Source organism: Phenylobacterium sp. LjRoot225 (assembly GCF_964252855.1).
Classification (GTDB): domain Bacteria; phylum Pseudomonadota; class Alphaproteobacteria; order Caulobacterales; family Caulobacteraceae; genus Phenylobacterium.
The window spans coordinates 1871194-1889342 of sequence record NZ_CAXUPL020000001.1; the positions used below are offsets into that span (position 1 = coordinate 1871194).

Sequence of the window (18149 nt, forward strand, 5' to 3'; positions counted from 1 at the left end):
CCTTGTTGTGGCTCCGACCGACTCGACCCACAATATGTCGTACGGAACAAAGACTGAATCGGCCGATGTCGCTGATTCGGACCCGATTCGTTTCGCTGCCGTTCCAGCCATTCCCCAAAATGAGGACGGGCGACGCCAGCTGGGCCGCACAGCTCTCACACCGGACAAAAAAAGGCCGACGCCTGAAGCGCCGGCCAGATGGTCTTGAGCTGCCGGGTGGCCAACTCAAGCCTGATGAGCTGATTGGCGCTCGGGCGCGTCAGACCAGCTTCAAACGTCGCGCCAGGGCCTGTTCGTCCGGCGGCGGCAGTCCCTTCAGTCCCGCCGTCCGAATGGACAGGCAGGAGATCTTGAGGGCGGTGAAGTCCTCGTACCACTCGATGTCGTCGGTCGGGACGCCGGTCACCTCGCGCCAGAGCGCGAGCGTCTCCCCGCGCGTCCCCATGCCTTCCAGATGCGGCCGGCCCGGCGCCTCGCCATGCATCATGTTCGACAGGAACAGCCACCAGGCCAGGTCGTGCAGCGCCCCGCCCAGCGAGGGCTGCTCCCAGTCCATCACCGCCACGACCTCGAACTGGTCGTTGAACATCATGTTGCCGAGGCGCGCGTCGCCCCACACCACGCCCGCGGGCTGGTGGGCCGGCCAGCGGTCGGCCAGCCGCTTCAGCCCCGCCTCGAGCACCGGCCACGGCCGGTCGCGGCTGAGCCAGGCGACGAACCGGACGTACTTGTCCCATTCCTGCGGCAGCCCCTCGCGCGCGCCGTCAGGACCCCGCAGAAACTGGACGGCGGAGAGCGGCGTGTGCTGGATCGCCGCCAGCTGCCGGACGCCGTTCTCCCACATCTTCGCCCGCTGGGCGGGCGTCGCCTCCGCCACCCAGCCGGCCTGGGCGTAGGGCGGCACGCTCACGGCGACGCGGCCGCGACACTTCTCCATCAGGAAGAAGGGTGCGCCGAGAATGGAAGGGTCCGGCTCGAACCACAGCGGCCGGGCCACCCGCACCCGCCCGCCGTCATGCATCACCCGCATCACCCGGTACTGCTCTTCGAAGAAGTCGTCGGGAAAGACCGTGTGGCGGCCGGGCTTGATGCGCACGACGCACCCCAGCGCCTCTGGCCGGCCACGCGCCGTCCAGCTGGCGTCGAACAGGATCGTCTCGTGCGACTGCCCGGCGCCGAAGGGATAGGCGAGGTTTTCCAGCCGGATGTCCTGGGCCTCCGGAAGCTGGGCGCCGAGCCAGGCCGTGAGCTGCCGCGAGAGCGTCGTAAGGTCCCGCACTTCGGGCGCCACAATCACATCTGGCATCGGTCCGTCCCTATGGCGGCGGCGCCAGGATCGGTTTGGCCTCCGCTCATTGTTCTCTATTGCGAACTTTCGTTCTCATTAATAGGCGTACGAGATGCGCCCAAGGACGTCAATCGGCAGGTTCGAAGCCGGCGCGCGGCCGGCGCCCGAGGCCTCAGGACGCGACCGCCCCGGCCTTCGGAGCCCTGCCGCCGATGAAGCGGGTGATGCGGTCGCAGGCCTCGCGTAGGCGCAGGCCGATCCGTTCGACCTCCGCGCCCGATATCTGGCGGGTGAATCCCATCAGCCCCAGGACGAAGGCCACCCGCCCCTCCGAATCGAAGACCGGCGCCGTTACGGAGGCGAGGGCGTACTGCTCGTCCGGGTGAAGCTCCGTGGGGACCAGGACGGGGAAGTCGGTCCGCTCGCTCTCGAACACCTGCTCCGGGGGCACCACCGACTGGAAGCCCGGGTTCCGCACGTGGAAGGCGTAACCATGGTGGCGCACAAAGGCCATGTTTCCCGACATGGTCTCCCGTTGCTCGGGCGTCACCGGCGGCGTCAGCGCCTGGAGCCAGGCCTCCGCCTCCGCCAGCGGCGACCAAGCGTAATAGATCGCAGCAAACGGCGCGCGCAGCTTCATGCGCGCGCCCTGCGGGTTCGAGAAGCCGAGGTGTGAGACCGAGGCCGCCCGCTCGCGCACGACGACGTCGTCGCGGTCCCGGAAAAAGGCCGAGCAGATAGCCTCGAACTCATCGGCCAGCGCGCGCATCTCCGGCTGGGCGATCTGCAGCGGCGAGGCGTGCTCGGCCGCCACCCGGCCGATCGCAGCGAGCGCCGGGCCCAGGACGTAGTTCTTGTCGCTGGCGCGATAGAGGTAGCCGACCTCGACCAGGCCGGTGAGCAGGGCGTGGCAGGTCGCGCGGCTCAGCTTCAAGGCGCGAACCAGGTCGGTGAGCGTAAACGCCTGTCCCGGGTGATCGGCGATGAAGTTAAGGATGGCGGCCACACGTCGGACACCGGGAGAGGAACGCGCCATCTTATCTTTCGCGATTTCGAATTCGCGCAATAAGGGGCTGCGGTCTAGCCGTCAACTGCGGGCCGGTCGAAGCGGCGCCCGCCGCGGCGCCGCTTCCCGTCTGACGATGGAATGACTGGAATTTCATCGGGTTTGCCGCGCGAGCTCACCGGAGCGCAGCCTGCTAGAGGCCGAGCAGGCGATAGCTCTCGTGCCGCGTCACCGAAGCGCCCAAGCGTCCCACGAAAACATTGATGATCGCCGGATCCACCCGCCGGGTGATCGACCACAGATAATAGCCGTAGACCGCCGCGATCCGGTATTGCGCCCAGGCGGTCTCGGGATCCGGCGTCTCGCAGCCGAGCCCCCGGGCGGTCTCCAGATAGCGCCCCAGCAGCGCCCGCTCCTCGCGCTCGGCGACCTCCACGGGGAGGACGGCGGCGATGTGATAGGCGACGTCGAGCGCCCAGCCGCCTCGCTGCAGCAGCTGCCAGTCGATCAGGCCTGGGCCCGCCGCCGTGCGAAAGATGTTGCCGGCGTGGCTGTCGCCGTGGACCAGGACGTCCGGGGTCTTTTCGTCCTCGGCGGCGAGCGCCTTCATCCCCTCGATCAGCAGGGCGGCGTCGCGGGTGCGGGCGGGCAGCCCCTCGCCCCGCGGGCCGTTGAGCATTTCCTGCAGCAGGGGCTGCGGCACGTACTGGGCCTTGGCGAGCTCGGCGACCCGCCGGCGCACCCAGGGCGCCTCCTCCAACAGGGTGCGGCCGGCGTGCAGGGCGGCCAGCTGGCCCAGGCTCTCGGCGGCCTCGTCCGCGGTGAAGGCTTCGAGCGCCGAGCAGAACCGCGCCCCCTGGGCGATCAGGTCTCGCATGATGATCACGCCCAGGGGCGCCTCGCGGTCGACCACCGTCGCCACACAGTCCGGAACGCGCACCGACAGCTTCTCGGCGAACTTGTCGTAGTAGTCCGCCTCCAGGACCGTAGTGGCCCCGCCCTTGGCCATCTCGGGATCGACGTCGAGAAACCCCTTGAGGCAGAAGGCGCCCTTCCCGTCCGGCGCGCCGTCGTAGGCGGCGGTGAAGCGGACCTTGGTCGCCACGGTCTTGATGACCTCGACGGTCTCGACGCCGGTGACCGTGGCGCCGCCTGTAAGCGGCGTGAGGGCTTTCGTCAGCCAGGCGGCGTCGAGCGCCTGCGCCAAGGTGTGGGGGACTTCCAGAGCGGGCATCTGCGTCCTCTGTCTTTGTTGTTAGAGCGGCTTGCCGGCCGAAAGCCCGCCGTCGACCGGCAGGTTGACGCCGGTGATGTTGCTCGACAGGTCCGACGCCAGGAACAGGGCTGCCTTGGCGGTGTCCAGCGGATCGATGACCCGGCCCAGCGGATAGGCCTTCGCCATGCCCGCCAGGGCGGCGTCGGGCAAGGGTCCGCGGTCGCCGGTGATGAAGCGGGTCGCCATCCCGGCCGGGCAGACCGAGTTCACCCGGATCCCCTCGCCGCTCGCCTCGATGGCCAAGGTGCGGGTGAGGTTGACCACCGCCCCCTTGGTCGAGCCGTAGAGCACCCCGCCCCAGCCGATCAGCCCGGCCACCGAGGCGGTGTTGACGATCACCCCGCCGCCACCCTGGATTCGGAACTGCTCGATCGCGGCCTGGCAGCCGTAGATCACGCCGTTCACGTTCACCGCGTAGAGCTTCTGGATCTGCTCGTCGGTGGTGTCGGTGAGCTTGGCCATCATCCCCTGCTCGGTCTTGGGCGAGGGAATGCCGACATTGTTGTAGATGACGTCCAGCCGGCCGTAGGCCTCGACGGCGGCGGCCACGGCCGCCACGACCTCCGACTTCTTGCTGACGTCGCAGCGGACCGCGCGGGCCTCGCCGCCGATCGCCTTCACGGCGACCAGGGTCTCTTCCACCAGGTCCATGGCGATGTCGGCGCAGATCAGCCGCGCGCCGTGCTGCGCGAACAGCTCTGCGGCCGCGCGTCCCACGCCCGACGCCGCCCCGGTGATGACGACGCTCTTTCCCTTCAGCAGTCCTTCGATCATGGCTCAGGCCCCCTGGATGTTCATGGCTTGGATCTGCTGGTAGACGCGCAGTCCCTCGACGCCGCGCTCGCGGCCGACGCCGCTCGACTTCCAGCCGCCGGACGAGGCGTAGGCGCTGAGCAGGCCGCCGTTGATGTTGATCGTCCCGGTGCGGATGCGCGAAGCCACCGCGATCGCCTGTTTGATGTCCTTGCCGTTGACGTAGCCGGAGAGGCCGAACTCGCTGTCGTTGGCCATTTCGACGAGATGGTCGAGGTCGCCATAGCCGATGACGCTGACCACCGGGCCGAAGATCTCGTCCTGGGCGGCCGGGTTCTTGTTGTCCGGCGTGTCGAGGATGGTCGGCTCGAAGTAGAAGCCCTTGTCCGGACCGGCCGGACGCTTGCCGCCGCAGACCACCCGGGCGCCGGCCTCGACCGCCAGGTCGACATAGCGCTGGCAGCGGTCGCGCTGGGCGGCGCTGACGACCGGACCGACGGTGGTCTCCGGGTCGGCGGGATCGCCGATCCTGGCGCGAGCGAGGATGGCGGCCATCGCCTCCATCGCCTGGGCCTTGTCGGCCTCGGGCACGAAGATGCGGGTGCCGAGTGCGCAGCCCTGGCCGGCGTGGGCGAAGCAGACCTGGGCGGCCGCCGCGGCGGCGCCAGCGACGGCGTCAAGCAGGTAGATCTGCGCCGACTTGCCGCCGAGTTCGAGCTGCAGCCGCTTCATGGTGTCGGCGCCCTGCACCATCACCTGCTTGCCGACCGCAGTGGAGCCGGTGAAGGCGACCATGTCGACGTCCGGGTGGGTGGAGAGGGTGACCCCGCCGGCGGCGCCGGCCTCCGCAATCACGTTGAGCACGCCTGGCGGAAGTCCCGCGGCTTCCGCCGCCTCGCCGAAGATCAGGGCCGAGAGCGGCGTCAGCGGGCTGGGCCGCAGGACCACGCAGTTGCCGGTGATCAGCGCCGGCAGCACCTTCCAGAGGTTGGTGTAGAAGGGGAAGTTGTAGGCGGAGATGGCCGCCACCACGCCCACCGGCAGGTAGCGCCTGAGGCTCTGGATCGCGCCGCCGCGCGCGGTGATCCGCTCGTTGAAGGGGATCGGATTCTCCTCGAACTCCGGGAGCTTGAGAAAGAGGTCGATGACATCCAGGCCGTGCTGCAGCGGGGTGCTCACCTGGGCGTGCATGGTGCCCGAGCTGATCGGGCAGCCGGCTTCGCGGACGGCGAGATCCACCAGCCGCTCGCGCTGGCTGAAGAGGTAGGCCATCAGCCGGCGCAGGGCCTCGGCCCGCTCGAGCGCCGGCAGGTCGCTCCACACGCCGCTGTCGTAGGCCTGTCGCGCTGCGGCGATCGCCGCCTCGACCTGCGCGGCCGAGGCGCCTGCGACCTTGGCCACCACCGCCTCGGTTCCCGGGTTGATGACGGTGAAGGTCTCGCCCTGGCCGGCTACGGACTCGCCGCCGATGAACAAGCGTTCGGGAAGACCTATCGCGGCCGGTTGTGTGTGGATCGTCATGGCGTTTCCCTGGGCGTCTGCTTGCGCCCCGGTTGTCGCCGCGGCCGCTGCCTCTTTGATGTCTCTCAGGGATATCGGCCGCGGCTCCGGCCAGCAAGATATTTTTCTCTATTTGGAACTCCCGTTCGCATTCGTACGCACGGTCACAGGCCGGTGAAACCGACCCGACTTGCTTGACTCGTGGTTCGGCATTTCGGTAGCTTGTTCGTAATTACGAATTCTAAGTCGCGCATCTGACGCTGACGGACCCAGGAGGAGACGCTCATGTCACTGGACCAGGCCCTTACCGAACGTCCCTCTGAACCGAAGACCCGGCAGCGGGTCGTCGACGCCGACGCCCATTGCGATCCGCCTTATGAAATGTGGGCGGAGTACCTGCCGCCGCACCTCCGCGAGCTGGCGCCGCGGATCGAGCATGGCGAGGAGAATGACTGGATCGTCTTCGAGGGCAAACGCCGGCCGGTGATGATGATCAGCAACCAGGCCGGCCGCACCGGCAAGGACTTCAAGATGGTCGGGCGGCGCTCGGACATGCGTCCGGTCTGGCTGCCGGAAACCCGCCTCGCCGACATGGACCAGGACGGGATGGACGCCGCCGTCCTGTTCGGCGGCGGCCCGCTGGGCACAATGAACAGCGAGCTCTATATCGCCAGCTTCGAGGCCTACAATCGCTGGCTCTGGGATTTCTGCGCCGCCGACCGCCGCCGGCTGGTTCCGGTGGCCTATGTGCCGATGCGCGACGTCGACGAGACCCTGCGCATCGTCCACGACGCCGCCAAGCTCGGATTCCGCAGCGTCAACATCCCGGCCTTCCCCCAGGCCAACGACGGCGTCAGCAGCTCGATCGAGGTCAAGGCGATCCAGGTCGCCCAGGGCGCCGCGCTCACCGGCGATCCCGGCGGGGCCCGCTCGTACACCGATCCGGAATTCGACCGCCTCTGGTCGACGTTCGAAGACCTGGACATGACGGTGACCATGCACCTGGGCGGGCGGATCCCCCGCTTCGGCGACAAGAAGCACTTCCTGGCCGACATGCCGATGAGCAAGCTGGCGATGGCCGAGCCGATCGGCATCTTCATCTTCAACTGCATCTTCCAGCGACATCCCAAGCTGCGCCTGGTGCAGGTGGAGAGCGGGGTCGGCTGGATGGCCTGGCTGGCGGAATACCTCGACCGCACCTGGGAGAAGCAGCGGTTCTGGACCGAGAGCCAGCTCGAGGAAAAGCCCAGCTTCTACATGGACCGCAACGTCTTCGGCTCCTTCATCAACGACCGGGTCGGCGTCATCAACCGCAACCTGCCCGGGGGCCGCAACATCATGTGGTCGTCCGACTATCCGCACTCGGAGACCACCTTCCCCAACTCCCATGACGTCATCGCCCGCGATTTCGCGGGCGTGCCCGACGAGGACATCCGCGAGATCGTCTGCGAGCGCGCCCGCCGGGTCTACGCGGTCGACTGATCTCGACCACGCCGCGGCTTCGGCCGCGGCGTGCGGACCATCAAGAAGAAGAACAAGACTAGGGAGTGAGCGCCTTGGCGCAGATCGACTTGCAGCGCCCGGCCGCACAGCCGGCTTCATCGGCGCCACCGCCGGTGGAGCCGGTTCAGCGCTACGCCTACCTGGCGCTGGCGGTGCTCACCGCCTCCAGCTTCCTGAACTTCCTCGACCGCCAGATCCTCTCGATCCTGGCCCAGGGCATCAAGGCCGACCTCGGGCTCACCGACGCCCAGCTTGGCTTCCTGCTCGGCACCGCCTTCGCCGTCTTCTATGCCGTGGTCGGCATCGCCATGGGGCGCATCTCCGACGCAGTGGACCGCACCCGGCTGATGGGGGCAGGCCTGGCGGTGTGGTCGGCCATGACCGTGCTGGGCGCCGCGGCCACCAGCTTCGGCGGCCTGGCCGCGGCGCGCATCGGGGTGGGCATCGGCGAATCCACCGCCAACCCGTGCTCGCACTCGCTGCTCTCGCAGTACTTCCCCGCGCGCCGTCGCGCGGCGGCGATCGGCACCTATCTGGCGGGCGCCTTCCTGGGCAGCGCCGCAGCCCTGCTGACGGGCGGGCTGCTTCTGCAGCATTGGGGCGAGCTCTGCCGCAGCGTCCCGTTCGGAAACGCCTGCACGGTCCCGAGCTGGAAGGCGACCCTGGTGATCGTCGGCCTGCCGGGCCTGCCGCTCGCCCTGCTGGTGGCGTCTCTGCGCGAGCCGCCGCGCCCGCCCAGGCCGCCGTCGCCGCTGCACCGGCTGGTCGTCCGCGAGTTCGGCGCCGCCGTCCCGCCCTTCACCCTCTTCACCCTGTACGCCCTGGGCGGCCTCCGCGCCCTCTGCGCCAACCTGGTGCTGATCGCCGTCATCGTGGGCGCCGCGACGGCCCTCGTCCAGCTGACCGGCGATCTCGCCCAGTGGGCCGCCATCGCGCTGGGGGCCTATTCGATCTGCACCTGGGGACAGGTGCTGAAGCTGCGCGACCTGCCCCTGTTCCGCCTGACGTTCGGCTGCCCGACCTTCACCCTGGCGATGGCCAGCGGCGCCCTGATCGCCTGCGTCATCGGAACGGTGCAGGCCTGGGCTGCGCCCTACGCCATGCGCGTGCTGGGCATGAGCCCCGGATCGGCGGGGGTCTCCCTCGGCCTGATCTTCGCCGTCGGCGCGGGCGCCGCAGTGATTCTCGGGGGCTGGCTGACGGACACCTGGAAGCGGCGCGACGCCCGGGCGCCGATCTGGGTGGCGCTGCTCGGCCTGCTGGCCGCGACGCCGGCCATGATCGCCATGCTGACGGCCCAGACCTCGACCGTCTATCTCGTCGCCTACGCCGCCTTCTGCCTGGTCGGATCCGCCTGGTCCGGCGCCTTCGGGGCCCTGGTGCAGGACCTGGTTCTGCCGCGCATGCGGGGCGCCGCGGCGTCCGCTTTCGCCCTGGTCAGCGTCGTCATCGCCTCCGGCGCCGGCCCTTACTGGGCGGGCAAGGTCAGCACCCTGACCGGCTCGCTGGCCACCGGCATGCTGAGCATCCAGGCCCTCAGCCCGATCGCCATCATCGTCCTTCTTCTCACCGCGCGCCGCCTGAAGGGCGAGACCGAGGCCGGTCGGCGCACCCGGGCCGAGGCCGCCGGCGAGGCGCCGCTTGTCGCCTTCGCCCCAGTCTGACGCCCCCGCTCACGCATTCACCCGAGGCTCCCATGAACACCGTCCTGATCGCCGACGACACCATCTACGAAGAGCTCTACGACGTCCGCCGCGAGGCCGAGCACGCAGGCAACCTCGTGGAAGAAGACATGAACCCGGCGATGAACGCGCTGCGCGAGCGCGCGCCGGTGCAGAAGGGCTTCCTGCGCGAGCTGCTCAACCTGCCGTTCCATCAGCGCCACGTCATGGCGGTCGGCCGCCAGGGCTACACCAGCTTCACCTGGGAGGCCTGCAACACCGCCTTCCGCGACCACGAGCGCTTCTCCTCGCGCATCATGCACCACCCTGCCGCGGGCGAAGAGCAGCGGCTCGGCATCCTGGAAATGGATGAGCCCCAGCACCGCTGCTACCGCAACATGCTGCAGCCGATGTTTATCCGGCCAAAAACGCTGACCTGGTGGCGGGATCGCTTCATCAACGAGATCGTCGACACCCTGGTCTCCAACCTGAAGAGCCAGGATCGGGCCGAGCTGAACCTGCAGCTCTGCGCGCGGGTGCCGGTGCACACCATCACTCGCGCCATCGGCATGCAGGGCGACGACGCCCTCGTCTTCCGCCACGCCATCGTCAAGAGCAGCGCCCACGGCCGCATCTCGGTGGAGGAGGCCCGCGCCGCCAGCGAGACCGTCGATCGGATGCTGATCGATCTGATCGCCAAGCGCCGCGCCGCGCCCGGCGACGACGTCATCACCGGCCTGCTGCAGGCCGAGCTCGAACTTCCCGACGGGACCAAGCGCCCGCTGACCGAGCGGGAGATCGTGATCAACGCGCGTCTGGTCATGCTGGCCGGCGGCGGCACGTCATGGCGGCAGTTCGGGATCACGCTGTGGGCCCTGCTCACCCATCGAGACCAGCTCGAGGCGGTGAAGGCGGATCGCAGTCTGGTGGACAAGGCCATCGAGGAATCGGTGCGCTGGAACCCGACCGATCCCGTGTTCAGCCGGCTGGTCGCCGAGGACACCGAGCTGGAAGGCGTCGCCCTGCCCGCCGGCGCCGTGCTGGAGATCTGCCTGGGCGCGGCGAACCGCGACCCCGCCCGCTGGAGCAACCCGGACGCCTACGACCTGCACCGTCCGCCGCAGGGCCACATGGGCTTCGGCATGGGCGCCCACCAGTGCCTGGGGATGAACGTCGCCCGCAGCGAGATCCACGTCGGCGTCAACGCCCTGCTGGACGCCTTCCCCAACCTGCGCCTCGATCCGGACCAGCCCGCGCCCTACCTGACCGGCGGCCTCGAACAGCGAGGCATGTCGGCGATCCCGGTGCTGCTGCGTTGATGACCCTGGGGACCTCGGAGCCGAACGACATGAGCGAACAACCCCAGGCGCCGGTCTACCGGCCGGCCGACCTCAGCCTGCTGGGCCCGGAGCACGTCCGCGTCTACCGCGAGACCAACGGCGAGCAGGGCTATATCTGGAACGGTTCGCCGATCCTGCTGCTGACCACCAAGGGCCGGCTTTCGGGCGAGCCCCGGACCATCCCGATCATCTTCACGCCGCACGGCGACAGCTGGGTGATCATGGGATCGAAGGGCGGCTCGCCGACCCATCCGAAGTGGTACCTGAACATCCTCGACGATCCGCACGTCCAGGTGCAGGTCAAGGCCGACATCTATGAGGCCGTCGCCCGCACGGCCCAGTCGCCGGAGCGCGAGGAGATCTGGGCCGAGGCGATCCAGAACTGGCCGAACTACGACGTCTACCAGTCGCGCACCGAGCGGCAGATCCCGGTGGTGGTCCTCGACCCCGTGCGCAAGCTGGAGCCCGGCCCCAAGGAAGCCAGCAAATGAGCCGGCCCCTCGAAGGCGTCAAGGTCGTCGAGGTCGCCATGTGGGCCTTCGTGCCCGCGGCCGGCGGCATGCTCGCGGACATGGGCGCGAGCGTCATCAAGATCGAGCCGCCGGCTGGCGACCCCATCCGGGGCCTGAAGATCTCCGGCGTCAGCAATGACTCGGGCTTCGATCTGTCGTGGGAGGCCTACAACCGCGGCAAGCGCAGCCTCACCCTCGACCTGCGCCTGCCGGGCGCCGTCGAGGTGCTCTACAAACTGATCGAGGATGCCGACGTCTTCCTGACCAGCCTGCTGCCGCCGGCGCGGCGGAAGATGAAGATCGACGTCGACGACGTCCGCGCGCGCAATCCGAACATCATCTACGCGGTCGGCAGCGCGACCGGGCGGCAGGGGCCGGAGGGCGAAAAAGGCGGCTTCGACTCCATCAGCTTCTGGGCGCGGGGCGGCATCGCCTCGGCGGTGACGCCGGAGACCTCCCCCTATCCGATCCAGCCCCCGGGCCCGGCCTATGGCGACACCACCAGCGCGGCCATGCTGGCCGGCGGCGTGGCCGCCGCCATCGCCCAGCGCGCCATGACCGGCCACGCCTCGGTGGTGGACGTGTCCCTGCTCTCGACCGCCGTCTGGTCGATGCAGCGCACGATGATGCAGGCGACCGCGCTGGGCGTGACCGCCCTGCCCAAGCCGAAGCGGGAGGCGGCGCACAACCCGCTGGTGAACGTCTACAAGACGGCCGACGGGCGCTTCCTGTCGCTCTGCATGCTGCAGGGCCAGAAGTACTGGCCGGCCTTCTGCGAGGTCGCCGGTCGGCCCGACCTGGCCGCCGATCCGCGGTTCGAGACCGCCGAGGCGCGCGTCGCCAACATCGGCGTCTGCATCACCGAGCTCGACGCCCTGTTCGCCAGCCGCACCCTGGCGGAATGGCGCGAGATCCTTAAGCGCCAGGACGGCCAGTGGGAGGTCGTCCAGCATGCTGGCGAGCTGAAGGACGACCGGCAGGTCCAGGCCAACGGCTATCTGCAGCCGGTCGACTATGGCGACGGCCGCACGCTCGACATGGTCAGCGTCCCCATGCAGTTCGACGGCGCGCCTCTGAAGTCGCGTCCCGCGCCGCAACTCGGCGCCGACAGCGACGCCATCCTCGCCAGCCTCGGCTTCGACGAGGAGGCGATCATCGACCTGAAGGTGTCCGGGGTGGTGTTTTGAGCGAGGTCCGCTTCGCCCGGCAGCTTCCCGCGCTCGACCCCGACACGGCCTTCTTCTGGACCTCGGGGGCGGACGGCCGGCTGCGCATCGGCCGATGCGCGGCCTGCGGGCGCTACCAGCACCCGCCGCTGCCCCGCTGCCCGGAGTGCGGCGGCGATGTGAGCCCCACCCCAGTCTCCGGACGGGCGCGCGTGGCCTCCTACACCGTCAACCAGCAGGCCTGGGTGCCAGGCCTGGCGGTCCCGTTCGTCTTCGCCGCCGTTGAGCTGGTCGAGCAGGCCGAGCTCTATGTCTTCACCAACATCGTCGGCTGTCCGGTCGAGGACGTGCGGACCGGCCTGCCGGTCGAGGTGACCTTCGAACAGCAGGGCGAGGTCTTCCTGCCGCTCTTTCACCCTGTCGGGGGCGCGGATGCCAGCTAGGGCCTATCCCGAGAAGCAGGTCCGCATCACCGGCGCCGGGCAGACGGCGGCGGGACGCCCCTCCAGCCAGAGCCCCCTGCAACTGACCGTCGAGGCCTGTCTCGCCGCCATCGAAGGCGCCGGCCTCAACCCGGCCGACATCGACGGCCTGACGACCTATCCGGGTCCCGCCCCGGACGGCGGCGGCATTTCGCCGGTCGGGGCGACGGAGACCATGCTGGCGCTGGGCATGACGCCCACCTGGGTCGGCGCCTCCACCGAGGGCCATGCTCACATGGGGGCGATCATCAGCGCCATTCAGGCGATCGCGTCAGGCCTCTGCCGCCATGTCCTGGTCTTCCGCACGGTCGCCCAGGCGAGCGCGCGGGCCAAGGTGCACCATGCCGGCGTCATGGGTGGCGGCCCCGAGCGCGGCGCCCCGGTGCGCGGCGGCTCGTCCTGGACCGTGCCGTTCAACGCCTTTTCCCCGGCCAACCTCTACGCCCTCTACGCCCAGGCCTATTTCGACAAATACGGCGCGACCTCCGCCCAGCTGGGCGCGATCGCGGTCAACAGCCGGCGGATGGCCGCCTTCAATCCGAACGCCATCTACCGCAAGCCGATCACCATCGAGGACTATCTGGCCTCCAGGGTGATCTCCTCGCCGCTCCGGCTCTACGACTGCGACACCCACATCGATGGATCGACCGCGATCCTCTTCTCCCATCGCGACGCCGCGGGCGATCTCGCGCGGCCGCCGATCGAGATCGAGGCCATGGGAATGTCGCTGGGCGGCCTGGGCGTCGGTTGGCACCGCGGCGACTTCACCGCCCTGCCCTCGGACCGGGCCGGGGCGATGATGTGGTCGCGCACCGACCTCAAGCCCGCCGACGTCGACGTCGCCCAGATCTACGACGGGTTCTCGATCCTGACCCTGCTCTGGCTGGAGAGCCTGGGCTTCTGCGGCCGCGGCGAGGCCGCCGCCTTCGTGGAGGGCGGGTCGCGCATCGGCCTGGACGGCGAGCTGCCGATGAACACCAGCGGCGGCCAGCTTTCCGCCGGCCGCTTCCACGGCTACGGCCACACCTACGAGGCCTGCCTGCAGCTCTGGGGCCAGGCCGGCGAGCGCCAGGTGCAGGACGCCCGCGTCTGCGCCGTCAGCAACGGCGGCTTCGGCTACGGGGCGCTGCTCCTGAAGCGGGGCGGTTGAAGGTCAGCCGCGAGGGGCCGCCGGAACCGACTCGTAGCGGGCGGTGATCAGCCGGGCGGCGTCGATCCGCTCGCCCCGGGTGTCGATGATCTCCAGGTGGACGTGGTCGGTCATGCCGCCCGGGTACTTGTGCTCGAGCGTCTGGTGCGCGCCGATGGTCTGGCCGAGGTGGACGGACTGACCGACCACCACCAGCGGGTCGATGTAGAAGACCCGCGCGGCGTAGCGCAGCGCCGGATTGCTGATCTCGACGAACTTCAACCTGCTGTCGCCGGGGTAGGCGAAGCCGATCTTCGTGACGTAGCCGGAGATCGGCGCGACCAGCCGCTGGCCGGCGTCGGCGATGAAGTCCACGCCCTCGTGCGGTCTCGACCCGCCGTCGCGCGAGGCGCCGAACTCGCCGCAGCCATAGGCGTCGGTCTTGCGGGTCTCGTGCCCGGTCGGATTGGCGAAGTCGGCCTGGCCGTCGCCGTCGATGTCCGCCCCGCGCCAGACCAGCCGCCGGACCTGTTCGGGCCCGACCATCTGCGGGGCGCCGCCCGTCGCCTCGGCGAGCATCGCCCGCGGGCCGCCTGCCTGATGCACCGCCGGCGCCGCGAGCGCCGCCGCGCCGACCATCGCCAGCAGCACGCCCGCCGCCTGCATTCCACGGCGCTTTGCGCGCCGCGCGTCGCGAGAGGACGTCGCCTGCATTCACACCACCTTTTCTCGACCACCCGGGCGCCGCAGCCGGACTTGCTCGCCAGCTTGCGGAGCGCAGAAGGGGCATTGGCCAGGGCGAAAGGGCGGTTTTGCGGCGCAGCGTGGCCGTAGGGATGCGTCACAGAGGCGCGAGGGCCGTCGCCGGCAAGCCTCCGTTAACGCGACGCACGCAAGCCTCCCCCCAGATGGGGAGATCCATGACCCGGCTGGCTCTGGTGATGATCGTGCGTGACGAGGCGGCCGTGATCGGCCGCGCCCTCGACAGCGCCCGGCCCCACGTCGACAGGATGATCGTGCTCGACACCGGCTCGACCGACGGCACGCCGACGCTCGCCGCGGCGGCTGGGGCCGAGGTCTCGTCCTTCGACTGGTGCGACGATTTCGCCGCGGCCCGCAACGCCTCCCTGGCCCTCTCCGACGCCGCCTGGAACCTGGTGCTGGACGCCGACGAGTGGATCGAGGCCGGCGCCGAGGCGGCGCTCTCCCCCCAGGCCCTGCCTGCGGGCGGCGATTTCTTCGGCATGGTGCGTTGCGACAGCGCCATGGGCGACGCCGGCGCGGGCGGGCGGGCGCAAACCTGGCTTCCGCGCCTGCTGCCGCGCGGCGCCCGCTACGAGGGCCGCATCCATGAACAGCCGGTCGGGCCCACGCGCGCGCGGCGCCTGCCCCTGATCCTCGGACACGACGGCTACACGCCGGACAATCTGGCGCGCAAGGGCGATCGCAACGAGGCCTTGCTGATGCAGGCGCTGGAGGCGACGCCGGAGGATCCCTACCTGTGGTTCCAGCTGGCCAAGGAGCATCAGGTGCGCGAGCACCTGCCCCAGGCGGCCATCTGCTTCGCCGAAGCCCTGCGGCTGGCGGGCCCCGACGCGCCCTATCGCCATTCCCTGGTGGTCCGCGCCATCACCGCCTTGAAGAGCGCCGGCCGGCTGGACGACGCCCTGGTGCTGGCCAACGCCGAAGTCAGCGCCTGGGGGGAGTCGCCCGACTTCTATTTCGCGATCGGCGACCTCTACCTGGAATGCGCCACCCACGAGCCGGATCGCGCGGCCTCGGACTTCTTGCCGATCGTCGAGGCGGCCTGGAAGCGCTGCCTGGAGATCGGCGAGCGGCCAGACCTCGACGGGTCGGTCGCCGGACGCGGCAGCCACATGGCCGCCCATAACCTGGCCGTCTTCTATGAGACGACAGGCCAAAACCAGCTCGCCGCCCGCTACATGGCCCTCGCCGCCGTCTGAGCCGCTGGCGGGCGCCATGCCCGACCTATAGCCTTCAAGCCGCCATCGACGCCGCCCCCCCTCCGTCTCGCTGCGCGAGCCACCCCCGCGTTGCGGTGGAGGATCTGGGCCGTAGATGCTCCACCGCTTGCGGGGGAGCTGTCGCCCCGGATCCGGCCCTTGGCCGGTCCGCTCCGGGGTAAACTGGACCGAGGGGGCGTTCGGCGCATGCCGACGAAGCTGGAGCTCGCCGTGTACGGAATCCTCTGCGCCACCCCTGAAGAGCTCGACGCCCTGCGCGCGCGGCTTCAGCTCGCCCTGGAGCCGGAGCGGCATGGCCCGACCCAGGTCTTCCGCGGCGAGCACGACGGCCAGGAGCTTGTGCTGGCGCTCAGCGGGATGGGCAAGGTGAACGCCGCCGCCGCGGCCACGGTCCTGATGAGCCTGTTCTCCCCCAAGGCGCTGATCTTCTCAGGCGTTGCCGGCGGGCTCGATCCGGAGCTGCCGGTCGGCTCGGTGCTGTTCGCCGACCGGCTGGCGATCCACGACTACGGCCTGGTCTCCGGCGGCGCATTCACCCCCGTCGCCTATGGGACGATCCCGATCGGCGCGCCGAGGCTCTCCACCCTGCCGCCGGTCGAGCCCGAGGTCGCCGTCAACTTCGCGGCGCTCGTCGAGGCGGTGGCCCATCGCCTGGAGACCCCCGTGCGCCTGGGCGGCGTGGTGACCGGCGACTATTTCCTGAACTGCGGCGCGACGCGCCAGCAGCTGCGCGCCGACTTCGGCGCCGACGCCATCGACATGGAGTCCGGGGCGGTGAGCCAGGTCGCCAGGGCCTGGGGCGCGCCGCTCTATGTGATCCGCACCCTCTCCGACCTGGCCGGCGAGGAAAGCCACCTGACCTATCCGCAGATGGCCGCCATGGCGGCGCACAACTCAGCTTTGTGCGTGGACGAGCTCCTGCGACTGCTGGTCGCTGCCTAGGCGCCCTCGACGGCCGGGCCCAGCGGGCTTAAATTACCCGTATTGCGCGTGGATGGTCAGGTCGGGGGACGATGCGCAGGCGCTCCACACGATCGGCGATGAAACGGGGAGGAGCCCTGGCGGCCGCGGGCGCGCTCGCGACCCTCGCTGCGCCGGCCGCCGCCCAGCAGGTCCTGTTGGAAGTCCCCGCCGCGCGCGTCTCCCTCGAACCGATCGCCGCCGACGCCAGCCTCGGCGGGCGCGCCCAGCTGGCGGCCAGTCTCGGCGCGTTCGACACCTCGCTGACAGCGGCCTTCGAGCGCGGCGGCGGTCAGCTGAGCGCGGTCGACGCGGCCTGGGTCACCGTGATCCGACCCGCATCCTGGACCAGCGACGATGTTCAGCTCGCCGCCAGATGGGCGACGTTCGGCGGCGCCCAGCTCAGCCTGGAGGCCGGCAACCGCGAGCGTCGGACCCGCAACTTTATCGACCCCCTGGCCTACAGCGCCGATCAGCAGCTGGCGGTCGACCAGTCGCGCTTCCTTCGCCTGCGCCTCGCCGCCCAGGCAGGTCCCACGGCCCTCCAGGCCGGGGCCGAGACCTCGACCAACGCCCTTGACACCCTGAACCCCGGCGAGCCGTCCGACGGGGGCACCCGGCTGTGGGTCACCTCGCGGCGGCTGTTCGCCCGCCTCGCCTGGCAGCCCTCACCGCACATTTCGTTCGAGGCGGGCCAGGCGGCCCAGACCTTCAATGTCGGCTGGCGCGGCGCGGACGCCCTGCAGTCCCAGGCCGCCTACCTGACGCCGGACGTCGCCCTGGTGCTCACCCCCTCGCCCAGCATGCTGTGGCGGCTCGACCTCGAAGAGAGCGTGACCCCGGTCGATCCGGCGAAATTCGCCGCCTACGCCCAGCTCGCCACGCCCGGCGGCGGCGCCGCGCCGCAGCCCGACCGCGGCTGGCGCTACGGGCTCAGCCTGGAGCAACAGCTGCCCGGCGGGGTGAAGCTCTCGGCGCGCGCCACCCGCTGGCGGCTGGCGAGCGTCACCGACCTCGGCCCCGTCGGCGCCAGCGAGGCGCCGGTCGGGATCGGCCAGGGCGCGCGGCGGCAGCTGGACGTGAACCTCGCCGCGCCGCTCGCCGCCGTGGGCCTGCCGGGCGCCATCCTCGCCGGCGAGGTCAGCTGGCGACGATCCCAGGTCTACGATCCCTTCACCGGCGCGCGCCGGCCGATCTCGGGCGAGACGCCCTATCGCGCCCAGCTGCAGCTCAGCGGCGCCCTGCCCACCTCGCCGCTGAGCTGGAGCCTGATCGCCAAGGCGGACGGGCCGCAGAACCTCTACCAGATGTCCAAGGTCACCAACCTGGGCGCCACCTCCGGCCTCGACGGCGCCGTGCGCTATGACGCCGGCCGCCTGCGGATCAGCCTGGAGCTCGACAATCTGGTTGGCGGCTCGCGCCAGGTGACCACCTACACTTGGTCCGGCTCGCGGGCGGACGGGAGCCCCGACCTCGTCGAACGCCGCGGCGACGACGCCCGCGCGGTCCGCATCTCGCTGCGGCGCGGCCTCTAAAAGTCCAGGGAACCTGCGCCACGCCCGTGCTCTTTCTTTTACAGGCGCAGGTA

General features: G+C 70.2%; 16 protein-coding genes. 10 read left to right on the forward strand and 6 right to left on the reverse strand.

Annotated features, from left to right (window positions below; all coding sequences use genetic code 11):
- Positions 1-259: 259 nt before the first annotated feature.
- The 5 genes from ACSQ2B_RS08795 to ACSQ2B_RS08815 form a co-directional block, all read right to left on the reverse strand.
- Positions 260-1306 carry a phosphotransferase family protein gene (locus tag ACSQ2B_RS08795; protein ID WP_436049064.1) on the reverse strand — a complete coding sequence of 349 codons (1047 nt, stop codon included), beginning with the start codon at positions 1304-1306 and terminating at the stop codon, positions 260-262.
- Positions 1307-1460: 154 nt separating this feature from the next.
- The gene (locus ACSQ2B_RS08800) at positions 1461-2294 is read right to left on the reverse strand and encodes an IclR family transcriptional regulator (protein ID WP_436049066.1); all 834 of its coding nucleotides are present in this window, start codon (positions 2292-2294) and stop codon (positions 1461-1463) included.
- A gap of 193 nt (positions 2295-2487) precedes the next feature.
- Positions 2488-3528 (reverse strand): aminoglycoside phosphotransferase family protein, encoded by a 1041-nt coding sequence (locus ACSQ2B_RS08805; protein WP_436049068.1) that lies wholly within the window; start codon positions 3526-3528, stop codon positions 2488-2490.
- Positions 3529-3549: 21 nt separating this feature from the next.
- Positions 3550-4344, reverse strand: a complete 795-nt coding sequence (locus tag ACSQ2B_RS08810) for an SDR family NAD(P)-dependent oxidoreductase (RefSeq protein WP_436049070.1) — start codon at positions 4342-4344, stop codon at positions 3550-3552.
- 3 nt (positions 4345-4347) lie between these two features.
- Positions 4348-5844, reverse strand: a complete 1497-nt coding sequence (locus tag ACSQ2B_RS08815) for an aldehyde dehydrogenase family protein (RefSeq protein ID WP_436049072.1) — start codon at positions 5842-5844, stop codon at positions 4348-4350.
- A gap of 264 nt (positions 5845-6108) precedes the next feature.
- On the opposite strand from ACSQ2B_RS08815, the gene ACSQ2B_RS08820 reads away from it, so the two are divergent.
- The 7 genes from ACSQ2B_RS08820 (at position 6109) to ACSQ2B_RS08850 (ending at position 13637) form a co-directional block, all read left to right on the forward strand.
- On the forward strand, positions 6109-7305 hold the full coding sequence (locus ACSQ2B_RS08820; RefSeq protein WP_436049073.1) for an amidohydrolase family protein: 1197 nt from the start codon (positions 6109-6111) through the stop codon (positions 7303-7305).
- 74 nt (positions 7306-7379) lie between these two features.
- Complete coding sequence (locus ACSQ2B_RS08825) at positions 7380-8990, forward strand: MFS transporter (RefSeq protein WP_436049075.1); 1611 nt, start codon at positions 7380-7382, stop codon at positions 8988-8990.
- Between the two features lie 32 nt (positions 8991-9022).
- A complete protein-coding gene (locus ACSQ2B_RS08830) occupies positions 9023-10306 on the forward strand; it encodes a cytochrome P450 (protein WP_436049076.1) in 1284 nt (427 codons plus the stop codon).
- 29 nt (positions 10307-10335) lie between these two features.
- Entirely contained in the window at positions 10336-10818 is a 483-nt protein-coding gene (locus ACSQ2B_RS08835) for a nitroreductase family deazaflavin-dependent oxidoreductase (RefSeq protein ID WP_436049077.1), read from the forward strand.
- Entirely contained in the window at positions 10815-12026 is a 1212-nt protein-coding gene (locus ACSQ2B_RS08840; RefSeq protein ID WP_436049078.1) for a CaiB/BaiF CoA transferase family protein, read from the forward strand. The genes ACSQ2B_RS08835 and ACSQ2B_RS08840 overlap by 4 nt, the downstream gene beginning before the upstream one ends.
- The gene (locus tag ACSQ2B_RS08845) at positions 12023-12448 is read left to right on the forward strand and encodes a Zn-ribbon domain-containing OB-fold protein (protein WP_436049079.1); all 426 of its coding nucleotides are present in this window, start codon (positions 12023-12025) and stop codon (positions 12446-12448) included. The genes ACSQ2B_RS08840 and ACSQ2B_RS08845 overlap by 4 nt, the downstream gene beginning before the upstream one ends.
- Positions 12438-13637, forward strand: coding sequence for a thiolase family protein (locus tag ACSQ2B_RS08850; RefSeq protein WP_436049080.1), 1200 nt, complete (start codon positions 12438-12440; stop codon positions 13635-13637). The genes ACSQ2B_RS08845 and ACSQ2B_RS08850 overlap by 11 nt, the downstream gene beginning before the upstream one ends.
- A gap of 3 nt (positions 13638-13640) precedes the next feature.
- Here ACSQ2B_RS08850 and ACSQ2B_RS08855 read toward each other — a convergent pair whose 3' ends face one another.
- Complete coding sequence (locus ACSQ2B_RS08855) at positions 13641-14282, reverse strand: peptidoglycan DD-metalloendopeptidase family protein (protein ID WP_436049082.1); 642 nt, start codon at positions 14280-14282, stop codon at positions 13641-13643.
- Positions 14283-14536: 254 nt separating this feature from the next.
- Between ACSQ2B_RS08855 and ACSQ2B_RS08860 the strand changes: the two genes are divergently transcribed.
- From ACSQ2B_RS08860 to ACSQ2B_RS08870, 3 genes are all read left to right on the forward strand, one after another.
- Positions 14537-15580: a glycosyltransferase gene (locus tag ACSQ2B_RS08860; RefSeq protein WP_436049083.1), complete on the forward strand. Its 1044-nt coding sequence runs from the start codon at positions 14537-14539 to the stop codon at positions 15578-15580.
- Between the two features lie 207 nt (positions 15581-15787).
- The gene (gene mtnN / locus ACSQ2B_RS08865; protein WP_436049084.1) at positions 15788-16543 is read left to right on the forward strand and encodes a 5'-methylthioadenosine/S-adenosylhomocysteine nucleosidase; all 756 of its coding nucleotides are present in this window, start codon (positions 15788-15790) and stop codon (positions 16541-16543) included.
- Positions 16544-16641: 98 nt separating this feature from the next.
- Positions 16642-18096: a hypothetical protein gene (locus ACSQ2B_RS08870; protein ID WP_436049085.1), complete on the forward strand. Its 1455-nt coding sequence runs from the start codon at positions 16642-16644 to the stop codon at positions 18094-18096.
- Positions 18097-18149: the final 53 nt, after the last annotated feature.

Coding starts and splice junctions, on each gene's coding strand:
- ACSQ2B_RS08795 (WP_436049064.1), bottom strand. CDS start 1,306: ATGCCAGATGTGATTGTGGCGCCCGAAGTGCGGGACCTTACGACGCTC.
- ACSQ2B_RS08805 (WP_436049068.1), bottom strand. CDS start 3,528: ATGCCCGCTCTGGAAGTCCCCCACACCTTGGCGCAGGCGCTCGACGCC.
- ACSQ2B_RS08810 (WP_436049070.1), bottom strand. CDS start 4,344: ATGATCGAAGGACTGCTGAAGGGAAAGAGCGTCGTCATCACCGGGGCG.
- ACSQ2B_RS08815 (WP_436049072.1), bottom strand. CDS start 5,844: ATGACGATCCACACACAACCGGCCGCGATAGGTCTTCCCGAACGCTTG.
- ACSQ2B_RS08820 (WP_436049073.1), top strand. CDS start 6,109: ATGTCACTGGACCAGGCCCTTACCGAACGTCCCTCTGAACCGAAGACC.
- ACSQ2B_RS08830 (WP_436049076.1), top strand. CDS start 9,023: ATGAACACCGTCCTGATCGCCGACGACACCATCTACGAAGAGCTCTAC.
- ACSQ2B_RS08835 (WP_436049077.1), top strand. CDS start 10,336: ATGAGCGAACAACCCCAGGCGCCGGTCTACCGGCCGGCCGACCTCAGC.
- ACSQ2B_RS08840 (WP_436049078.1), top strand. CDS start 10,815: ATGAGCCGGCCCCTCGAAGGCGTCAAGGTCGTCGAGGTCGCCATGTGG.
- ACSQ2B_RS08850 (WP_436049080.1), top strand. CDS start 12,438: ATGCCAGCTAGGGCCTATCCCGAGAAGCAGGTCCGCATCACCGGCGCC.
- ACSQ2B_RS08855 (WP_436049082.1), bottom strand. CDS start 14,282: ATGCAGGCGGCGGGCGTGCTGCTGGCGATGGTCGGCGCGGCGGCGCTC.
- ACSQ2B_RS08860 (WP_436049083.1), top strand. CDS start 14,537: ATGACCCGGCTGGCTCTGGTGATGATCGTGCGTGACGAGGCGGCCGTG.
- mtnN (WP_436049084.1), top strand. CDS start 15,788: ATGCCGACGAAGCTGGAGCTCGCCGTGTACGGAATCCTCTGCGCCACC.
- ACSQ2B_RS08870 (WP_436049085.1), top strand. CDS start 16,642: ATGAAACGGGGAGGAGCCCTGGCGGCCGCGGGCGCGCTCGCGACCCTC.